Origin of the sequence: Paenibacillus sp. EC2-1, assembly GCF_049311625.1 — a bacterium.
Classification (GTDB): Bacteria; Bacillota; Bacilli; order Paenibacillales; family Paenibacillaceae; genus Paenibacillus_AQ.
The window spans coordinates 32296-52665 of the sequence record NZ_CP186006.1 but is presented as its reverse complement, the minus strand read 5'-3'; the positions used below and the strand labels follow the sequence as shown (position 1 = coordinate 52665).

Below are 20370 nucleotides of genomic sequence, written 5' to 3'. Positions count from 1 at the left end.
GCGCCATTCCCTTATGGTTCGTCCGTTTAAAAGGACCTTTGATACCCCATTATAACCGGAATTGGATCGGAGTCTCAAAACTTAAAACCATATAGCTCCAGAAAGACAAAAAACTCCCACCTGCTATCGGACCAGCATGGTCCGAGGATCAGAGGGAGTAAATTGCCTTTATTCAGGAAAGAGCTATTACTGCTCCATTTGCTTTCCAAGGAAAGCTGCAGCTGTTTCAGCCATCTTCGTTTCCATTTCACCCATGTTTACCGATTCATCTTTGTTCAAGAGCAGAACGCAGCCGATCGGGTCTCCGCCTGTAACGATCGGAGCCGCTACAAAGCTTGAGAATTCCTCTGGGTTATCTTTGCTGATCTCATATGTTCCTGTATTTGTTTCCAACACAGTTTTTCGGTTTTCCATGCAATTTTCGAGCAAATTACCGATCTGCTTGTCCAGATATTCCTTCTTGGAACCCCCAGCTACAGCAATAAACGTATCACGGTCAGAGATAATGGTCATATGACCTGTACCTTCATAAAGTGATTCAGCATATTCCTTCGCGAAGTCACCCAATTCACCGATTGGAGAGTATTTCTTCAAAATAACCTCCCCATCCCGATCTACAAAAATCTCAAGCGGATCTCCTTCACGGATTCGCAGTGTGCGTCTAATTTCCTTTGGGATAACCACGCGCCCGAGGTCATCTATACGGCGAACGATTCCAGTAGCTTTCATTTCACATGTTGCCCCACTTTCTTAAGAAGATTTTTCAACTACTGTGCGGGTACGGGAAGAGGATGTCCCCAGGTATATAAGTGTAATGTCTGACCATAGTATTCATCCTTTCCCATATCCTTATACATGCTTAGCCCGATATTGGTTACAAAAAGAATTTCTATTTGAACCAGCAAGGCTTGCCGAGCAGAAAAATCCATAGTGCAAATTTCGCACTATGGATCGTTCAGCATTCCTTTTGACACACTCGATAAACGAAGCTCATCTCTCAGAAATCTCGGAGTTTAAAGCTGCATGAAATAAGTGGTCGGCAGGAAGCTGATCCCATCTGCGCGATTTTGATTCAACTGATGACTGTGACATGTTGTTAGACTGTGAAAAATGCGGGTCTGAGACTGCTGTCCTTGCCTAGATTATCCGTTCGTTCATTTTCCAGTTTCTTCGGTCTTCTCGCTGTCTTTCGTTCCTTCACCTGTTGCAGGGGCCTTATCTTTGCTCTCGGTGCCCTTATCATCTGTTGGAGGAGTTTCACTCTTAGGAAGATCCATTTTTTCAATTAAACCGTCAAGCTCGTTCTTCATGAAATCATCGACTTTGAGAGAAGCCAATTCGTTATGAATACTTTCCTTTTGCGTATCACTCAACTTGTCATAGGTAACTTCCTTACGACTTTCAACCTTCATGATATGGTAACCATAGTCCGTCTTAACAGGGTCACTGATCTTGTTCAGAGGAAGAGTGAGTGCCTTTTCTTTGAACTCCGTCACCCAAGTGCGGGCTTCCTTGTTCTCATAGAGACCACCATTATCCTTCGATCCTGGATCTTCGGAGTATTCTTTTGCAATTTTGGCAAAATCTTCGCCCTTGTCCAATTTAGATTTAACCTCTTTGGCAAGTTTTAAAGCATCTTCTTCTTTGCGTTCCTTGCCTTCAGCATCTGTAAATCCGATCAGAACGTGACGGACACTAATCGTCGTGAAGTCCTGTTTCTTACTTTCGAACTCCTTCTTGATATCGTCTTCTGTCACTTTGTTCTTCTGATCTTCCATCACGGTTAATACTCGAAGCATATAATTCGTGAGATCTTGCTCTGTCAGATTCTGTGCCTCCAAGGATTTCTTAAACTGCTCTTCACCCATCGCGGTTTTGTTCTGTTTCACCAGATCATCCGCTTGAGTTTTAGCTGCTTTCTTTGCCTCTTCACCCGCTTTGGAATAGAGATACTCATAGGTTACTCCCTGCTTGGCCAAATATTCTTTGAATTGGTCCATTTGCAGGAGCTGAGCATATTCCGGAGACATGAACTGCATCATGCGCTGTTCAAGGTCGAATTCTTTCTCCGTAATTTCTCCACCTTTGTATTTCACTACAACTTTGCTATCATCCTTCGGTTGTGCATTATCTTTACTGTCGTCACCGCATGCTGCGAGTACCGACATGGACATTACCGCAGCTAGTGATACGATAAACATCTTCCACGCCTTTTTATTTCTTGACGGCATTTTGTAAATCTCCCTTCAGGTTGAATGGCTCCTTGGCAGCCTCCAGAAATTGCTCTAGTAATTCGAGCAACTGTTGATCCGAAAGACCCTTACCCTTGAGACGGATCAGCATATTGGGCCCTTGATCAAATTGTACACGTCTTTCGAACAGATTTCCAATTTCGGCAAGCCTAACCGTGTTAACAATTTTATCCTGCCCTTCATAGAACTGCAAAAGGACATCATCTCCACGTTGAGAAATGGAGTCAATTCCATACATACGTCCGAATACCTTAAGACGGGAAACAGCCAGTAGATTTTGCACTGCTAGTGGCAATTCGCCAAATCGATCAAGCAGCTCGTCTTCAAGCTCTGCTGCCTCGTCAAAGGAGGATACGACAGCAACCTTTTTGTATATTTCAATCTTCTGAATGCTGTCATAAATATAATCCGATGGCAGGTACGCATCAATTCCCAGGTCGATCGAAGTATTCCAGTGCTCTGACGGTACCGCCGGCTCACCGAGCATACTCACTTTACGTTTCTGAATTTCTTCAGCTAGCATTTGAGAATATAAATCGAACCCGACGGATGCAATGAAGCCATGCTGTTCTGCACCAAGCAGATTCCCTGCTCCTCGAATGGACAAGTCGCGCATGGCAATTTTGAAACCTGAGCCAAGCTCTGTAAACTCCTTGATCGACTGAAGACGCTTTTCAGCTACTTCGGTCAATACCTTATCCCGCTGGTAAGTAAAGTAGGCGTAAGCTATCCGATTAGAACGGCCTACTCGTCCACGTAATTGATACAGCTGAGATAATCCCATTTTATCTGCATCATGTACAATCAGCGTATTTACATTCGGAATATCCACGCCTGTCTCAATGATACTCGTACTTACCAGCACATCATATTCGCCATCTAGGAAATCAAGAATTGTCTTCTCAAGTTCCGTCTCAGACATTTGTCCATGCCCAACGCCTACTTTGGCTTCAGGAACAAGCATCGAAATTTGAGCAGCCATCTCCTGGATTCCTTGTACACGATTGTATAGATAATATACCTGTCCACCACGAGCCAACTCACGCTCTATAGCCTCTCTGACAAGCGTCTGGCTATGCTCAACAACATAAGTCTGTACTGGGAAACGGTTCTCTGGTGGTGTCTCAATTACAGACAAATCACGAACGCCCAGCATAGACATGTGAAGTGTACGCGGAATCGGTGTTGCTGTAAGTGTCAGCACGTCCACATTCGTCTTCAGACGCTTTAATTTCTCCTTATGCGTTACGCCAAAACGCTGCTCCTCATCGACAATAAGCAGACCCAGATCTTTAAACACAAGATCTTGTGACAAAAGACGATGGGTACCGATTAGAATATCAACTGTTCCTTGTTTGACCTTCTTAATGGTCTCATTCTGCTCTTTACGGCTGCGGAAGCGGCTAAGCACCTGGATATTGATTGGATAGTTTGAGAACCGCTCTCGGAATGTTTCATAGTGTTGTTGAGCGAGTATTGTTGTCGGTACGAGAACTGCAACCTGTTTGCCTTCAATCGCAGCTTTAAAAGCAGCTCGAACCGCAACCTCGGTTTTGCCATAACCAACATCCCCGCAGAGCAATCTATCCATCGGACGATTCTGCTCCATATCCTTCTTGATTTCCCCGATTGCCCTGAGTTGATCATGGGTTTCATCATAAGGGAACAAATCTTCAAATTCCTGCTGCTCTGGTGTGTCTTTCTCGAATCCATAGCCCGGCGCAGACTGACGGTCAGCATAGAGCTTAATCAGATCATCAGCGATATCTTGTACAGAGGAACGGACTTTATTCTTAACTCGTGTCCATTCGTTACCTCCGAGCTTATAAATCTTAGGCTCCTTATCCTCTGAACCCACATATTTTTGAATCAGATCAATCTGTTCAATCGGTACCGACAGCTTATCACTTCCTGCGTAGAGGATATGCATATAGTCTTTATGAATACCGTTGATTTCAAGTGTTCCAATCCCCATGTATTTACCAATACCATGGTTCTGATGTACAACATAATCGCCGACTTTAAGCTCTGTGTAGCTCTTAATCCGCTCGGCGTTGTCCATATTTTTAGTGTTTTTGCGAACCTTACGCTGCTTCTGTGAGAACATTTCTGCCTCAGTAATTACTGCCGCATGAACTGAAGGTATCTCAAAACCATTTTGCAGGCTTCCGTCAAGCATAATGGGCTCATTGATTCCATAATCCTGGAGCACGCGTCTCATGCGATCCATACGATCAGGACCACCCGCCAACATCATCACCTTGACACCTGTTTTATGCCAGCGTTCCATTTCTGCCTTTAACACATTCATCTGTCCATGGAAATCCTGCATGCCTCGGGTAATGAAGTTTACGATATTTTGAGGTTGAATTCTCGGTACCTGACGCAAAAACATAGAGATCAACAGTGTTTGGAATCGATGCTGATATACGACATCATCACTGTCAAGTGATAAAGGAAGGTCAGGCAAAGATTTGCCGTGTTGCATCAGGTGAAGGTTCCATTCCGCCTCGTCCCGCTCTAGTTGCTTCCCTGTTTCCAGAAGACGTGCAGGTTCATCCATTATAAGTATCGTATCTTCTGGCATGTAATCGTATAAATGCGTTCTTTCCGGATACAAGAGTGAAATATATTTGTAGATCTCAGGGAAATACACACGCTCTCGCAGCATTTCAACTTCACGGTTTATTTCTTCACGCAAGCGAAGCTTCGCTTGTCTATCTGTCATTCTCTCGAGCTGAGTTTCCAACATTCTGGAAATGTTCTCAGCTGCACGGGTGAGTCGCTCTGTATCTGCAATTATTTCCTTGCACGGAGTGATAACCACTTCTTTTACTTTATCAATGGATCGCTGATCCGATGGATCAAAGGTACGAATGGAATCAATATCTTCGTCAAATAGCTCCACGCGGTAAGCAAAAGAGGTTGTCATCGGATAGAAATCAATAATTCCTCCCCGTACACTCATCTCACCGCGACTTTCCACTCGCTCTACTCGCTCATAACCGAGCTCAACCATCCGGTTCAAGAATGACTCGAGTTCAAGCGTGCCGCCATCGTTTAGTACAATACGCGCATCCGCCATCACTTCTGGTGCAGGCAACAAGCGACGCACACCTGAAAGCGGAGCCACGACAACACCCCGGAAGCCACGCGCACAACGATGAAGTACATCAATTCGCTGGGCTAAGGTCTCCGGGCTGGATACGGCTGATTCCGCTGCTACTAATTCGTTTGCCGGATATAGCAGTACTTGATCAGCAGACAGTACCTCTTGGAGGTCATCTGCAATTTTTTGCGCCGAGAACATATTATGGGTAACCACGAGCAATGGACGCTCCTGGCTCTGGAATATTGCAGCCATTAAGACTTGTCTGGACGAACCAGACAGACCTGAAATAAGCTGTTCTCTCATTCCTGCCGATGTACCGGCTGCAATAGATTTAAAGTCTGAATCTTCCGAAAAGACGTCAATAAGTGCTTGTAACAAAAGGGGCACCTCTCTTATGCTAACGTATAAATTTATCGAAAATGTGTAATCGAAAAGAAGCCTCAGCAGACTGCCAAGGCTAAATCGCGGCCTTTCGCTAACCGCGCTTTTTGTCCATCTTACATTACATCCTATGACTAATCATAGAAGCTGTTTACTACTGAAGGGGACTTGCTAATAGACTTAGTTCGGGATGCGCTTCCAGCGCCTCTCTGCAATGATCACAAGTTACCCGGACGGTAATCTCCCCATTAAAATCATACGCTATTATATCCCTGCGTTCCTCGGCGGTCAAGGAATCGAATCCGAGTTGAGTTTCTGAAACATGGGTGGATTCAATCCGGCCTTGAAAAGTACGACAGTGTCTGCAAATATAGTTTATCGCCATCATATGCCTCCTGAAGGTCGTTTATACCTTCAGTATGCCCGATTTATCAGTCTTTCAGACCGAGGGATGAATGATGAAGCGCTATGCTCCATTAAATTTTGCCATCGTTTGCTCAAATGTATGATCGAGACTAAATTCAAGAGCATCGCATGTTGTATCTATCATATCTTTCAACAATTCTTGTTCGCGTTTCGGGAAAGTTCCTAACACATAATCAACGATAGCATGTCCCGGTTCCGGACGGGAAATCCCCATTCTTACCCGATTGAACGTCTGTGTTCCTGTATGCTGAATAATGGATTTGATCCCATTATGTCCGCCAGCACTCCCTTGATATCTCAGACGAATTTTACCTACGGCTGTATCCAGATCATCATATACAACAATCATATCTTCAAGGTCCACTTTATAATAGTCCATAAAAGCACGTACAGCTTCTCCTGATAAATTCATAAATGTCATCGGTTTAATCAGCGCTGTTTTCTTGCCTCCAATGAAGCCTTCGGCAATGACTGATTTTGATTTGGTATTCGTAAATTTCATCCCATGACGCTCAGCCAACTGATCCAGTGCCATAAACCCGACATTGTGGCGCGTCTTTTCATAAGCTGGACCCGGGTTGCCCAATCCAACAATCCATTTCATTTCGTCTTGATTCCTTTCTGTATTTATACTTTCTTCTTTCGAACTTTCTGAGTACAATATGAACAATACATTACCCTCACATTAAGAAGGTGGACCGGCATTGAAAAATTATGAACAGAGATTGACGCATCATAGCCATTTTCAATACCACATGAAGCACGCTATCCCGGTGCAAGTGTACGAACAGGGCTGTCATCTCGATGTTGGCCTAATCACGGCCGTAGACGCTCATTTTGTGGAAGTAGAAGGAACCTTATATAACCGGAGCACTTTTACCTTCATCTCACGTCCCGGGTACTGATTGCCCGCCTACATAATTGTAACCGGTTTCTTTATGGATTCTTAATACAGATGGACACTAAGTCCGCTATAGCCGACAAGGGTTACATTTCCTTCTGGAGGAAACGTAACCCTTTAAGATATAGCAAATATTATTCGATCTCAAACAGTTTACTGATAGACAACTCTTCATGAACACGGATAATCGCTTCACCCATGAGCGGAGCAACCGACAATACCGTCAACTTACTGCTCGGATTCTCATGAGTAATCGGAATCGTGTCTGTCACGATAACTTCCTTAAGCGGGGAATTCTCCAGTCGCTCCATCGCAGGACCCGAAAGTACAGGATGGGTACAGCAAGCGTATACTTCTTTTACGCCGCCTTCCATAAGTGCGTTAGCACCAAGAACAATCGTACCAGCCGTATCGATGATATCATCGATGAGGATAGCTGTTTTGCCCTCGATATTCCCGATAATATTCATAACTTCGCTTACATTTGGCTCCGGACGCCGCTTGTCGATGATCGCAAGTGGAGCATTCAAGAAATCAGCAAGTTTTCTCGCACGAACCACGCCGCCGTGATCTGGTGATACAACGACTGGATTCTCGATTTGCTTAGAACGGAAATACTGGGCAATGATAGGAACGCCAAGCAAATGGTCTACAGGGATATCGAAGAAGCCCTGAATTTGCATTGCGTGTAAATCCATCGTGATTACACGATGTGCACCAGCCTTCTCAATGAGATTAGCAACCAGCTTCGCAGTGATTGGATCACGCGAACGAGCTTTACGGTCTTGGCGAGCGTAACCGTAGTATGGAATAACCACGTTGATGCTCTTTGCAGAAGCCCGCTTCAGTGCATCGACCATAACCAGAAGCTCCATCAGGTTATCATTAACCGGCCCACATGTAGACTGTACAATATAAACATGGCAGCCACGAACGCTTTCGGAGAGTTTCACCTGAATCTCACCGTCGCTAAAGCTGGTTGTATGGGACTCCCCCATCGGAATTCCGATATAATCGGCGATTTGATGGGCTAGCTTTGGATTGGAATTACATGTAAAAATTTTCAATTTAGAATCTAGATAAGTCATAGAATAGAAACCCTCCGTGCTGGTTCATTGAATTAGGCTGCCCAATCACCGCTTCTCCTAAGAGAGGACAGCAACTATGAATGTGTCTGACTGTTCTTCTTGGCCTTAGCGCGTGCCCGAATTTTCTCGGCATATCCGGGTTTGTTTTCTTGCCGATGTCTACCAATTGCTAAATCGTTGTCTGGCACTGAATGAGTGACCGTTGTGCCAGCTACGACAAACGCACCTTTACCCACTTTAACCGGAGCAACCAAGTTCACATTACTGCCGATAAAAGCATCATCCTCAATTTCGGTAATAGACTTATTATATCCATCGTAGTTCACTGTTATTGCACCACAGCCAACATTAACGTTTTTACCGACTTTTGCGTCTCCAACATAACTCAGATGAGATACCTTCGAACCGTCATCAATCGTCGAATTCTTAACTTCAACGAAATCACCAATCTTAACGTGCTCACCCAATTTAGCACCCGGACGCAAATAAGCGAACGGTCCAACATTTGAGCTTGCTCCGACTTCGGATTTGCTAAGTACAGAGTATTTAATAGACACTCCGTCTGCAATAACCGAGTCTTCAATCTCACTGTTTGGTCCAATCTCGCACTGACCGCCAATAACGGTATTGCCTCTTAATATTGTTCCCGGATGAAGAACCGTGTCTGCGCCTATTGTCACATCAGCACCGATATATGTTGAAGCTGGATCAATAATGGTTACTCCATTCAGCATATGACGACGTGTTATGCGTTCGCGCATAAAACCCTCTGCTTGCGATAAAGCAAGGCGATCATTAACCCCAATGGACTCGGCATGATCATCGGTCTGATATGCCAGTACCGTCTCACCAGCTTGCTTCATGATACCGATAACATCGGTTAAATAATATTCCTGCTGTGCATTGTTGTTCGTTACTTTGTCGAGAGCAGCGAACAGCTTCGCATTGTCAAAACAGTAAGTGCCTGTATTGATTTCACCTACAGCATCTTCCTCAGGACTACAGTCCTTCTGCTCCACAATCCGTAGCACTTTGCCTTCTGCATCTCGGATTACCCGTCCATAGCCTTTAGGGTTGTCCATATGAGCTGTGAGCACGGTTGCAGCGGCCTTATTGTTCTCATGCAGCGCCAACAAACCTTCAAGTGTCTCAGATGTGACAAGCGGTGTATCTCCGCAGATAACGATCGTCGAACCTTGTTCATTACCAAGAAGCTCTTTCGCTTGTTTGACGGCATGACCCGTTCCAAGCTGTTCTTCCTGCAGAACATATTCTGCCGCATCTCCTAGGTATGAACGGACGGTTTCCGCTCCATGGCCAACGACCACCACACTGCGTTCACAGTGAACTTGATTAACCGTTTGTAATACATGACCCACCATCGGTTTCCCGCAGACGGGGTGAAGAACTTTATATAGTTTCGATTTCATTCGTTTGCCCTGCCCAGCGGCGAGCACAATAGCCAATCTTTTCAAGGGCCCTGCCTCCTCCTCTTGAACTCACTACTGAATATATCTCATTCTAGAAAAAAAGAAAAGAGAGCCACAAGTATGGCTCTCTTTTCCTTGAACCCCAATAGTCGATCTTAAGCGCCTTCTTCAATGACTTCCTCTTCAGTAGCAGCACGCTCGTACTCAGCCAATACAGCGGACTGAATCTTCTCGCGAGTACCGGAAGAAATCGGATGGGCAATGTCGCGAAACTCTCCATCTGGAGTGCGCTTGCTCGGCATTGCAACAAACATTCCATTGTTGCCGTCGATAACGCGAATGTCGTGAACGACAAATTCATTATCGATGGTAATGGATGCGATTGCTTTCATTCTCCCCTCAGAGTTAACACGGCGGAGTCTGACATCCGTAATTTGCATATGTGTTCACCACCTTTTTCCATCAGAGACTTGGTGTATAATTCCACACAGCAAACCGAATTCCTTCTTTTTTTATTTAGAAAATGTCCTAAAAACAGGAATTTTTTTTAAAAAGTGATGTTTTCGACAGACTTCGTGCCCATTCGCTTGAAAACGCTATTATTATCGACAAATACCGTCAGACCTATTTTTCGAAATAATTCCCGGGACTAACGGTGATCATCTTGCTCTTGGAATCTACATCCGAGAGTCTAGCAAGAGAAATATAGTTCTGCAGTAACCGTTCCTCCGACTCAACCGCTCCTGATTCGAGAAGCACACCAACACCAGCCACATCAGCATTAAATTCAGCCAGTAAATCCATCATTCCTTGGATAGTACCGCCAGCTTTCATGAAATCATCCACGATCAGCACTCGAGATCGTTCTTTTAGTGCTCTACGAGAAAGAGACATGGTGTGTATGCTCTTATGTGACCCTGAGACGTAATTAATGCTTACTGCAGACCCTTCCGTCACTTGATGGTCACGGCGCACAAGAACAACCGGCAGATTAAGCTGCGCGGCCGTAGCATATGCAAGTGGAATCCCTTTAGTTTCAACTGTCATCACAACATCAATATCTCGATCTGAAAATGCAGTCGCAAAGATCTTCCCCGCTTCATTCATTAAAGAGGGCTCTCCCAGAAGGTCAGACATATACAAATAGCCACCAGGTAGGATCCGGTCCGTTTGCTGCAGCTTGTGGCATAGCTCTTGGGCAAAAGAAAGTGCATGGTCTTTACGCAGCTTCGGAATGTATTTTACACCTCCTGCTGCTCCAGCCAGCGTCTGCAATTCACCAATCCCATCATCTTCGAATACTTCCTTGATGATTGCTAAATCCTCACTAATAGATGACTTAGCCGCCCCATATCGTTCTGCAAACGTAGTTAGCGGGATTAAAGTATGGGGTTCAGATAATAAATATTGGGTCATATCGACCAATCGTTCACTTCGTTTAAGTTTTTTCACTTGGTTTCTTCCTCGCTAAATCCGAATATTATACTGTAAATATAACATCTTTGTACGCCTTTCCACAAGGTTACACGGAACTACTCTCATAGCTCATCACATTTATGTGAGCAGTCTAACCGCATAAACCTCTTTACAAAATCCTCTAAGACCGTTATAAATCCGAGCTACCTTGGACTCTTTGGCTACCAAGCCAAACACAGTAGGTCCACTGCCGGACATAAGTACTCCATCAGCACCAAGCTTAATCATTGCATCTTTTAATTGTTGTACCTCAGGATGCAATTTTAGAGTAACCTCCTCCAGCACATTACCTAGAGATCTACACATCTCCCGGAAATTTCCTTCCTCCAGAGCTGCAACCATATCTCTGGCTGATGGATGATGCTGAATGTTATCGCTACGCAAGCGACCATATACTTCAGCTGTTGACACATTAATCGGAGGTTTAGCAACTATAGCCCAGCACTGAGGAGGACTCGGTACTGCTGTCAGTAATTCTCCTCTACCTGTAGCAAGCGCAGATCCGCCTGTAACACAGAAAGGAACATCTGAACCTAATTCAGCCCCCAGTGACAGAAGCTCTGCAAGAGGAATATTCAGATTCCAGAGCCGGTTTAGCCCACGGAGAGTAGCAGCTGCATCGCTGCTTCCACCAGCTAGGCCAGCAGCAACCGGGATTTTTTTGTCCAGATGAATATGTACACCCTGACGAACGTCATACCGTTCCTTGATTAGCCTAGCCGCCTGAAAAGCCAGGTTCTTCTCATCGAGAGGAATATAACCCGCCTGACTCGTAATGATGATCGTATCTCTTGGCTGTTCTGACATCTCTAGTCGATCAGCCAAATCGATCATTGTCATGACCATCTCCACTTCGTGAAAACCGTCAGGCCTCTTATGAAGTACATCAAGCATTAAATTTATCTTTGCAGGCGCTTTTTCGTATATTTTCAAGAAGGTTCACCTATCCTTAGCTTTTCCCATAAGCACAACTTAACACATTACAGAAAAAACTTCTAATGACTTTATATTATCAAACAGGCGTCATGAAGTCATTTTTCCATACGCATATTTATCCGAAAAATTTATGAAAAAACGTATGAAATATAAGGAAGGGACCTCCTAGCTGCGGAAGTCCCTCATAATGCTTAAGATTAACGATCAGATTGGCGTGCTGCTCGTTCTGCAAGCTCTATTGCCTTTTTAACCATGTTGCCCGCATCACTTGCTTTGATCCCGCCCCAGCCTTCCTTCTGCACCGTATCATAGAACCCTAGCTCTTTGGCCAGCTCGGTCTTTAGTTCTTCTGACATCATACTCCGTCTTCTTCGGCTCATGTGTATGCTTGCCTCCTATTGAATAATAGTGATGATGGCTTTGGTTCCCCTTTATTATGTACATAAAGCCCGGCTCCTCATTCTTTATCTTCATGGCAACAAAAAACAGCACCCGCATGACGGACGCTGTTCTGCATTACATAAAGTTATGACTTGATATAGGTTATACGCAATTGGCAGTCTTCGTCTAACACCATGATTTCCACCGTCTCGGTTAACACATCTGCATAACTATAAGACACTCGTTTAAAGGTTTGCTGATCTTGATCTAACTTTACAATGAAAACAGAAGGGTACGTTTCTTCCAAAACACCAGTACGCTCAACGGTCTTACGGCGACCACCGTTTGCCCGCAGCGTAATTTTTTGCCCAAGATGAGCATCCAAACTGCGTTTGATTTCCAACAGCGCATTTTTAGCCATTGTCGACGACCACCTCTTTCCTTGTCCATTATACCAATTTACCAAGTCAATGTCAAATCAAAACCATTAATTATATCAGCATCAAAAATATCTTGTCAACGAATTTTTTTTGAACATTTAAATGTCGAGCGTAGATCCGTTATTATGCGCAAAACCGACAACAAATATGTACATTTTGCTCAATTTATCACAGCTTGTCCTCTTTATAACCACGCTGACAAATAACTGATGCTTTTCGTTTGTAGTATGTCTAACTTAAACCTAAAAAACCCCTAATACAGGGGTTTTTTTAGATACTCTTTTTTCCACTTCTGCGAAAGTGAGCTTGAACACTGTATTTAGCTAACCGATGGAGTCACTTTCAGCGTAGATAGGTCATTTAGACGCGGCAACCCAATTCGATAAGTCCCACGGGTCTCAATACCGCCCACGCCCTGACTGCCACTTATCGTATTGTGTAGCACGTCATTCATGTTGACTGTTTCACGAACGGATGTATACGCCGCTTTAGCAGCAACATAAACGGGATCAAGCGCATGAATGAGCACACGTCCTGGTGAGCTTGCAAAATTAGCCCCTGCCTGTAATAGCGCCTCAAAATGAGATTGGCATGCTCCTGCCACAACAACAAGCGTATCTAAATTTCGTTCATACTGCCTTGCTACTTGGATTGCTTGAACAAAGTTCTGAGAATTTTTATAGCTGTCCAGGCTATATAGGTCACGAGATTGATTTCTTTTCAAGACACCATCATGCCCAGTAATAACAACAATATCTGGACGAACACGCGGCAACATGCGGTACAGAGCTTCCGCCATGGTCGACTCGTGGATATAGTGACCTTCAGCTGGAACCCGAAGCTGATTGTATAAGCTAAGGCTCTTTTTTAAGTAAAGGGGATCTCCATCAAGATGCAACACCTTGCCGGGAACGTCAAAATAGCCCTTCTCACCGGATCCCCATTCACTTCTTAAATCGGCCAGACGCCTTTCGCTTTGCTCCTGGCGGTATTTTTGCAGGCGGGTTAACGACTCATTCGCTTTAATTTGCGCCTGTTTCGTCCGTTCGCTCATCGTAGGATGCGGCACTTGTACCAGGTCCCCAAGGGGCGCGTCGGCCAGCAGCCGAAAGTCCGTTCCTTTGATGATGGCTGTGTTCTGCTGCACACCTTCCACTCGGAACGTGACATCGCCGCCGTACGATCTACGAATGACCAAGTCTCCAAAATTCATCACAATATCACCCCTACCTCCATCGTATGGGCATCTGTATCGATTGGTTCGTATACCTTTGCAAAATATCCAAGAAAGCTCCAAATAAAAAAGACGCAGCCTATAGCTGCGCCTTGCCATACTTCATCTGTCTATTAACGTATACCCGCGCTAAGCAGCACACGGCTAAGACGAGCGTACTCCTCAATACTAAGTGTCTCACCACGTCTAGATGGCTCAATTTCAGCCTCCTGTAATAGCTGTTCCAAACGCTCACGTCCCTCTCCTGGGAAAAAGCGACTCTTCAGGTTGTTAGCAATCGTCTTACGACGCTGAGCAAATGAGGCCTGTACCACCTCAAAGAAATGAGCCTCATCATCAACCTCAACTGGAGGGTTCTCCCGAACCTGCAGACGAATCACAGCAGACTCTACATTCGGCTGAGGAATAAATACGGTATGAGGAACCGTACATACAAGCTTCGGCTCACTATAATACTGAACAGCGATGCTCAGACTACCATAGTCTTTGCTTCCTGGCGAAGCTGCCATACGTACAGCAACTTCTTTTTGAATCATAACCACGATATTCTCCAGTGGTAATTTCTCTTCGAGCAGCTTCATCAGAATTGGAGTCGTAACATAGTACGGCAGGTTCGCTACAACACTTACCTTAGATACACCGTCAAAATGCTCGCGGAATAACTCTTGCAGATCCACTTTAAGCACATCTCCATGATGCACACGTACATTCGAATAGGGTTCTAGAACCTCCTTAAGGATCGGTATAAGCCTCTGATCGATCTCTACGGCTGTAACCGCTCCTGCAGTCTGTGCAAGCTTCTCTGTTAGAGCACCAATCCCTGGTCCGATTTCTAGCGCTCCTTTATCCTTATCCAGGCCAGCAGCCTCTACAATTTTGTACAGTATATTTTGATCGATAAGAAAATTCTGGCCTAAGCTCTTCTTAAAAGAAAAACCATGGCGCGAAATAATCTCCTTCGTTCTTCTCGGGGTTGAAATCTCCTCAATACGTGTCATATTTCCGTACCTCCCTCTTCCAGCTGGGCAAGCGCTGATGCAAATTCTTCGCGTGATATTTGAAACATGGCTAGACGCTTGTGAAACTGTTTGCCATTACAATACCCAATACCAAGCAGATTGCCCATGATCATCCGTCTGGCAGCAGCCTGAGGATGCACAATTAGACCCGCTTCAAGTAAGTCATCAAGACCAATTAGGCTCTCTGATCCCTCAAACGACGTATGCACGCGTTCAAGGGCATGGCGGATTGCTTCCGGCGAAGCATTCTCAACCCCAATGTCTCCTCGGCGTGTTGCGTCTGCCTCTGGGATAAAAGCGTGTTTGCATCCAGGAACCTTGGTATCAATGATCTTGCGAATTCGCTCACCTGCATGATCGGGATCCGTTAAGATAATAACTCCGCGCCGCTCCTGTGCTAGCGCAATTCGTTTCAGTATACGGCTGTTAATGGCCGATCCCCCGGTTTCAATCGTGTCTGCCTCTACTGCCCGTTTGATGGCAACCGTATCATCCCGGCCTTCCACGACAATCACTTCTTTGATCATTCGTACGTTCTTCCTTCCCAAAACAAAAGAAGAGGATAAATCATCCTCTTCTTAGCATCACATTCATATTAATTAAATAGTATAGCATTAGCATGGCGTTGTAAAACGAAAATCATGCGTTAGTTAAGCTCCGGCTTAACTGGACCGATCACATAAACCGTGCGACCGCTCTTGCGTCCAAAATTAAGTGCCGCCTTAAGTGAATCATAGTACACATCGATTTTGTTACCCTTGATGGCACCACCTGTATCTTCAGCACGGCGGAAGCCAACGCCCTCAATATATACCCACCAGCCGATCGGAATCACATTCGGATCCACTGCAATGGTACGCCCTTCCGTTACACGAGTACCAGAAGCAGTGCGGGTACCGATGCCACTCTCTTCAGCAGAATATGCTGTCATCGAAACGTTATTTAATACCTTTTTATATTCGAAATCAACACCGGCTCTAGACACCACATTATTCGCTTTTTCCTTGGTGGCTACCGATTTAGTTGCTGACTTCGCTTGGGATGGTGCAGCAGCCGTTCTGGATACAGTTGCTTTATCTGCTTGTGCAGATACAGTTTCCACAACTGGTTTCTCAGGCACTACAACCTTTTTCGTTCCAACTGCAATAATTTTATCCTTCGTCTTCCGCTGTACTTCTTTCTTAATAACCTTCTTCGAGATAAACTTCCCATCCTCGTATACCTTCTCAATGTGGTGGACCACAATGCCTGGCGCTCCACTCTGCAATACACGGTTATCTCCTTTTTCCAAAGAAGGGTCTGCCGTCTTAATCACTCGGAAAGCACGATTCTCAGTCTGTTTAACAGTTTGTTTCGTGACGCGCACGACTCTGATTTCCTCTTGACCGACAAGTTTTGTATCTAGAGAAGGTTTCACTGTATCTTCGCCCTTGATTGAAATACCCGTTTCTTTGAGTACATTTCCAACCGTATCTTGGGTAGTAAATATTATATTTTGTTTGCCGTCTGCGTTAACCGTAACCGGTATTGCGCGTTTGATAATAATACGGTCTCCATCTTGGAGTACACCATTTAACGGCATAGAAACCTCATCCTGAGGAGTCAGGGAAATAGCTTGCTCATCCAGCACTTCATGCAGCAAAGCTCCATGGGTTTCTACTGTGGTTATTCGGCCATCAACCACAAGTTGAATCTCTTTGCCCGCCCGATTGTGAGCAACCAGCATAACGAGCAATGTAATTGCGATGGCGCCAATGGCGGCCAGCATTAGTTGACGCAAATTCTCATGCTTCCATCGTAATGCGTAAGACATGCTGGATGATTGTGATTCATGGGTCTCTTCGTGTTGAAAAATGCCCACTATGTCATCCTCCTTCATAGCCCCGCCGTCTAGGTAACGCATGATTGCATTTGACGCGACTATAGCAAATTGTCTCACAGAGTGCTCTGCTATCTATCTACACTCTGCGTTATTCCCCGTCTTCCCGTCCACACAACCGTCACCTCCTGTTTACCAACAGTATGACGGCACCCTCTCCAATATTCTAAAATAAAAGAAAGCCAAAGAAAGAGTTATAGAGACTCTTTCGTGGCTTCCTGATGTCTACAATCTGGAAATGGTATGCACGAGTTTGCCCCTCTTACTTGCGCTTACGGAGTTAGCTGTCGGGTTCGGACGTAAGAGAGACGCCCTATCTCAAGTCATCCGCTCATGGCGGCTGCCCTCAAATTCACCCCAAAGACCCAAAAAGAAATCACATACAGTTCAGCTTTGCATCTCTGCCAGCTATCCATGTATCGGTTCCCCCGTTCTCCAAATTTACTTGGAGATTAAGCGAGACGGTTCATAAAATATTCAGCTGTTCAATTTCGATCAGCTTCCTATCACTGAAAAGATGATATCCTGTTTCGATACAGGTTGTAAAGCAACAATCAACCACATTTTTTCAGGTAAAAGGTTAAAATATTGTAATATAGTCGCCTTTTTTGATTAAAAAACTTTAATTGGTCGCTAATGCTCTGTTTTTCGTCCATTTTACTCTCGATTTCAAATAATTCCAAATCGTTCCATAGCATTTCTGGTTGTAATTAAACCTAATTCTTCCAGAGACAACCCTTTTATGTCAGCTGCCACCTCTGCTACAAGACGGACGTGTGCAGACTCATTTCGCTTCCCGCGAAACGGATGTGGTGTCAAATATGGAGAGTCGGTTTCGATGAGCAATCGGTCCAATGGAACCTGTGCTAGGACCTCTTTGGGCTGTCTTGCATTCTTGAACGTAATGGGTCCCCCGAATGAAAGATGAAAGCCCATATCAAGACACAACTTGGCTGTTTCCCAGCTGCCGGAAAATGAGTGCATCACCCCTCCGACCTCAGATGCTTTTTCTTCTTTCAAAATCTTCACGATATCTTCATGCGCGTCCCGATTATGAATTACTATCGGCATACTCAGTTCTCGAGCAAGTCCAATCTGACGACGAAGAACCTGGTGCTGAACTTCCTTAGGTGAGGTATCCCAATGATAATCCAGGCCAATTTCACCGATAGCCACGACTTTCTCATGGTGGCAAAGGGAGGCGATCCATTCTAAATCTCCGTCTTTCATCGTAATTGCATCTACAGGGTGCCAACCTACAGCAGCATAAATAAAATCATAAGTTTCCGCTAATTTCATGGTGGTAGGGATCGTCTCTCGATTAAAACCAATATTAATCATACGGGTTACGCCAGCTTCAAGCGCACGTCCTATAACCTCCTCGCGATCTTCGTCGAATTCAGGGGCATCTAGATGTGTATGTGTGTCGAATAACATTATGATATAATCTCCTCTCATGTCGCAGACCAGCTCAAAGAACTGCTGGTATTTATTATCTACTATTCTGTTGATGCTGATTATTTAATTTGCTCAAACACAGAAGCGATATCTTTAGGCAACGTGTTTAGTACAGGTCTTACCTTATCCTCAGGAAAATACAAGCGGTAGCGTCCACGATGGATTCCACTAATGGAACGTACAATATCTGATACTTCAGAAATCTCCCGTACATGGTCATGTTTATCTAGCAGCAGAATCTGTTTATCACTCTCAGGCGAGCCTGAATGGAATTCATCATAAGGAAGATCGGTTGGATAATCAATCTCAAAGTCATATTTCGGGTTTAATCCCGCTTCTTGAAAGGCTTGGCGGATCCCGTCGATGGTCTCCATATCAATCGTGTCGATTTCTACATATTTATAGAGACGACGATTCATAAAACGACCGCATAAATCACTCAGAAGCTCATCCTTCTCCTCAGTCCACTGTAGAAAACTTGTCTGTATCAAAGCCTCGTCTAAACGCAAATACTGACCGACAGTGATATCACCTTCAAATAAAGAAGGAAGTGGATCTACCATAAATTTAAAAGTAAATCCTTCTTGATATAGCTCCTTTGCTCTCTTGAATATTTGCCGCAAAATAATTTCAGAGCTCCGTGTAACGGGATGAAAATATACCTGCCAATACATCTGATATCTGGACATCAGATAATCCTCTACAGCATGCATGCCTGATTCTTTTACAACCACTCGATCACGATACGGACGAAGCATACGCAGTATCCGGTCTATATCAATAGTTCCATAATTAACGCCGGTATAATAAGCATCTCGTAGCAAGTAATCCATGCGATCTGCATCAAGGGGACTTGTAACGAGATTAATAACAATAGGCTTTTCATATGTCTTGTTAATAACAGAGGCTACTCTTTTCGGGAATTCAGAGTCCACTTCACGTAAAACGCTGTTCACATTTGTATCTCCAAGAACAATACGACAAGTCCAATCCTCGTGGTTCATATGGAATGCCTCTTCTATAGAATGAGAAAAAGGTCCATGGCCTATGTCATGAAGCAGTGCCGCACATAATGTCAGTAGACGCTCTTCCTTCGGCCAATCCGGATAACCACTTCGTTCAAATTGAGAAATGATTCTTCTCGTTATTTCATATACACCAAGTGAGTGTGAAAATCGACTATGCTCAGCTCCATGAAATGTAAGGAAGGAAGTTCCAAGTTGCCTTACCCGACGAAGCCGCTGAAATTCAGGTGTATTAATCAACCGCCAAATGATGTCGTCCTGAACATGAATATAGTTATGAACGGGATCTTTAAACACTTTTTCCTCGCTAATTGGCAAATGCATGGTCCTTCATCTCCTTTTCCTAAACTACCAATTCATCGCTTTACCACTACTTTTGATATATAATGTCGAATGATGTCGAACTAAGTAAAAAGGTGTTTTCCAAATCGATATGAGTAAAACGAAGTCAATTAAACTACTACATTTTACATTTTCCTAGTAAAATAGAGGGTTTTGTTCACTATAATTTCGTAAATAAGTTTCTTATTTTCAAAATTATAGGTTGACTGATTTGGGAATCGTTGGTACTATAAATAACATAAAACATAGAACAATGTCGAATTATGACTTTTTTAAATTATGGCGAGAGGGGCATCAATCAGTTATGATGAAATCAACAGGTATTGTAAGAAAGGTAGACGAACTAGGACGGGTCGTTATTCCAATTGAACTCCGCCGTACACTAGGAATTGGTGAGAAAGACGCCTTGGAAATCTACGTTGATGGTGAGCGCATTATGCTCAAGAAATATGAGCCTGCTTGCATCTTCTGTGGTAACGCAGAGAATGTAACTTACTTCAAAGGTAAAATTGTTTGTAACGAATGTATCTCTGAAATTCCATCACCTGTGACAAATTAAGAAACATAGTATATAATAGTTTTAATCAAAT

20 protein-coding genes and 1 riboswitch are annotated in these 20370 nt (G+C 44.2%); of the genes, 2 read left to right on the top strand and 18 right to left on the bottom strand.

Annotation, left to right across the window (positions count from 1 at the left end; all coding sequences use genetic code 11):
- Window positions 1–186 precede the first annotated feature (186 nt).
- The 5 genes from spoVT to pth all read right to left on the bottom strand — a co-directional run bounded on the left by spoVT (window position 187) and on the right by pth (window position 6775).
- A complete protein-coding gene (gene spoVT / locus ACK8P5_RS00235) occupies window positions 187–729 on the bottom strand; it encodes a stage V sporulation protein T (protein WP_422659019.1) in 543 nt (180 codons plus the stop codon).
- Window positions 730–1154: 425 nt separating this feature from the next.
- Complete coding sequence (locus ACK8P5_RS00230; protein WP_422659018.1) at window positions 1155–2231, bottom strand: foldase protein PrsA; 1077 nt, start codon at window positions 2229–2231, stop codon at window positions 1155–1157.
- Window positions 2215–5742, bottom strand: coding sequence for a transcription-repair coupling factor (mfd, locus tag ACK8P5_RS00225; RefSeq protein WP_422659017.1), 3528 nt, complete (start codon window positions 5740–5742; stop codon window positions 2215–2217). Before mfd ends, ACK8P5_RS00230 begins: the two co-directional genes overlap by 17 nt.
- A 157-nt stretch (window positions 5743–5899) precedes the next feature.
- Window positions 5900–6130 (bottom strand): anti-sigma-F factor Fin, encoded by a 231-nt coding sequence (locus ACK8P5_RS00220; protein ID WP_422659016.1) that lies wholly within the window; start codon window positions 6128–6130, stop codon window positions 5900–5902.
- An 81-nt stretch (window positions 6131–6211) separates the two neighbouring features.
- Window positions 6212–6775: an aminoacyl-tRNA hydrolase gene (pth, locus tag ACK8P5_RS00215; RefSeq protein ID WP_422659015.1), complete on the bottom strand. Its 564-nt coding sequence runs from the start codon at window positions 6773–6775 to the stop codon at window positions 6212–6214.
- 100 nt (window positions 6776–6875) lie between these two features.
- Here pth and ACK8P5_RS00210 point away from each other — a divergent pair, with 100 nt between their 5' ends.
- A complete protein-coding gene (locus ACK8P5_RS00210) occupies window positions 6876–7076 on the top strand; it encodes a hypothetical protein (protein WP_422659014.1) in 201 nt (66 codons plus the stop codon).
- A gap of 130 nt (window positions 7077–7206) precedes the next feature.
- On the opposite strand, the gene ACK8P5_RS00205 is transcribed toward ACK8P5_RS00210, so the two are convergent.
- The 13 genes from ACK8P5_RS00205 to ACK8P5_RS00145 all read right to left on the bottom strand — a co-directional run bounded on the left by ACK8P5_RS00205 (window position 7207) and on the right by ACK8P5_RS00145 (window position 19762).
- Complete coding sequence (locus ACK8P5_RS00205) at window positions 7207–8160, bottom strand: ribose-phosphate diphosphokinase (protein ID WP_422659013.1); 954 nt, start codon at window positions 8158–8160, stop codon at window positions 7207–7209.
- A gap of 74 nt (window positions 8161–8234) precedes the next feature.
- On the bottom strand, window positions 8235–9635 hold the full coding sequence (glmU, locus tag ACK8P5_RS00200) for a bifunctional UDP-N-acetylglucosamine diphosphorylase/glucosamine-1-phosphate N-acetyltransferase GlmU (protein WP_422659012.1): 1401 nt from the start codon (window positions 9633–9635) through the stop codon (window positions 8235–8237).
- Between the two features lie 110 nt (window positions 9636–9745).
- On the bottom strand, window positions 9746–10030 hold the full coding sequence (gene spoVG, locus ACK8P5_RS00195; RefSeq protein WP_006207419.1) for a septation regulator SpoVG: 285 nt from the start codon (window positions 10028–10030) through the stop codon (window positions 9746–9748).
- 184 nt (window positions 10031–10214) lie between these two features.
- Window positions 10215–11042: a pur operon repressor gene (purR, locus tag ACK8P5_RS00190; protein ID WP_422659011.1), complete on the bottom strand. Its 828-nt coding sequence runs from the start codon at window positions 11040–11042 to the stop codon at window positions 10215–10217.
- 102 nt (window positions 11043–11144) lie between these two features.
- On the bottom strand, window positions 11145–11999 hold the full coding sequence (gene ispE / locus ACK8P5_RS00185; RefSeq protein ID WP_422659010.1) for a 4-(cytidine 5'-diphospho)-2-C-methyl-D-erythritol kinase: 855 nt from the start codon (window positions 11997–11999) through the stop codon (window positions 11145–11147).
- Between the two features lie 200 nt (window positions 12000–12199).
- The gene (locus ACK8P5_RS00180) at window positions 12200–12382 is read right to left on the bottom strand and encodes a small, acid-soluble spore protein, alpha/beta type (protein WP_422659009.1); all 183 of its coding nucleotides are present in this window, start codon (window positions 12380–12382) and stop codon (window positions 12200–12202) included.
- A gap of 146 nt (window positions 12383–12528) precedes the next feature.
- On the bottom strand, window positions 12529–12804 hold the full coding sequence (veg, locus tag ACK8P5_RS00175) for a biofilm formation stimulator Veg (protein WP_422659008.1): 276 nt from the start codon (window positions 12802–12804) through the stop codon (window positions 12529–12531).
- A 338-nt stretch (window positions 12805–13142) separates the two neighbouring features.
- Window positions 13143–14036, bottom strand: coding sequence for a sporulation peptidase YabG (gene yabG, locus ACK8P5_RS00170; protein WP_422659007.1), 894 nt, complete (start codon window positions 14034–14036; stop codon window positions 13143–13145).
- Window positions 14037–14170: 134 nt separating this feature from the next.
- The gene (rsmA, locus tag ACK8P5_RS00165) at window positions 14171–15055 is read right to left on the bottom strand and encodes a 16S rRNA (adenine(1518)-N(6)/adenine(1519)-N(6))-dimethyltransferase RsmA (RefSeq protein WP_422659006.1); all 885 of its coding nucleotides are present in this window, start codon (window positions 15053–15055) and stop codon (window positions 14171–14173) included.
- The gene (rnmV, locus tag ACK8P5_RS00160) at window positions 15052–15603 is read right to left on the bottom strand and encodes a ribonuclease M5 (protein WP_422659005.1); all 552 of its coding nucleotides are present in this window, start codon (window positions 15601–15603) and stop codon (window positions 15052–15054) included. The genes rsmA and rnmV overlap by 4 nt, the downstream gene beginning before the upstream one ends.
- Window positions 15604–15722: 119 nt before the next feature.
- The gene (locus ACK8P5_RS00155; protein WP_422659004.1) at window positions 15723–16937 is read right to left on the bottom strand and encodes a ubiquitin-like domain-containing protein; all 1215 of its coding nucleotides are present in this window, start codon (window positions 16935–16937) and stop codon (window positions 15723–15725) included.
- A gap of 272 nt (window positions 16938–17209) precedes the next feature.
- A riboswitch (cyclic di-AMP (ydaO/yuaA leader) is annotated at window positions 17210–17424 on the bottom strand.
- Window positions 17425–17624: 200 nt separating this feature from the next.
- Window positions 17625–18392: a TatD family hydrolase gene (locus tag ACK8P5_RS00150; protein ID WP_422659003.1), complete on the bottom strand. Its 768-nt coding sequence runs from the start codon at window positions 18390–18392 to the stop codon at window positions 17625–17627.
- An 80-nt stretch (window positions 18393–18472) separates the two neighbouring features.
- Window positions 18473–19762, bottom strand: a complete 1290-nt coding sequence (locus ACK8P5_RS00145) for an HD domain-containing protein (RefSeq protein ID WP_422659002.1) — start codon at window positions 19760–19762, stop codon at window positions 18473–18475.
- Window positions 19763–20084: 322 nt separating this feature from the next.
- On the opposite strand from ACK8P5_RS00145, the gene ACK8P5_RS00140 reads away from it, so the two are divergent.
- Entirely contained in the window at window positions 20085–20339 is a 255-nt protein-coding gene (locus tag ACK8P5_RS00140) for an AbrB/MazE/SpoVT family DNA-binding domain-containing protein (RefSeq protein WP_054956706.1), read from the top strand.
- Window positions 20340–20370: the final 31 nt, after the last annotated feature.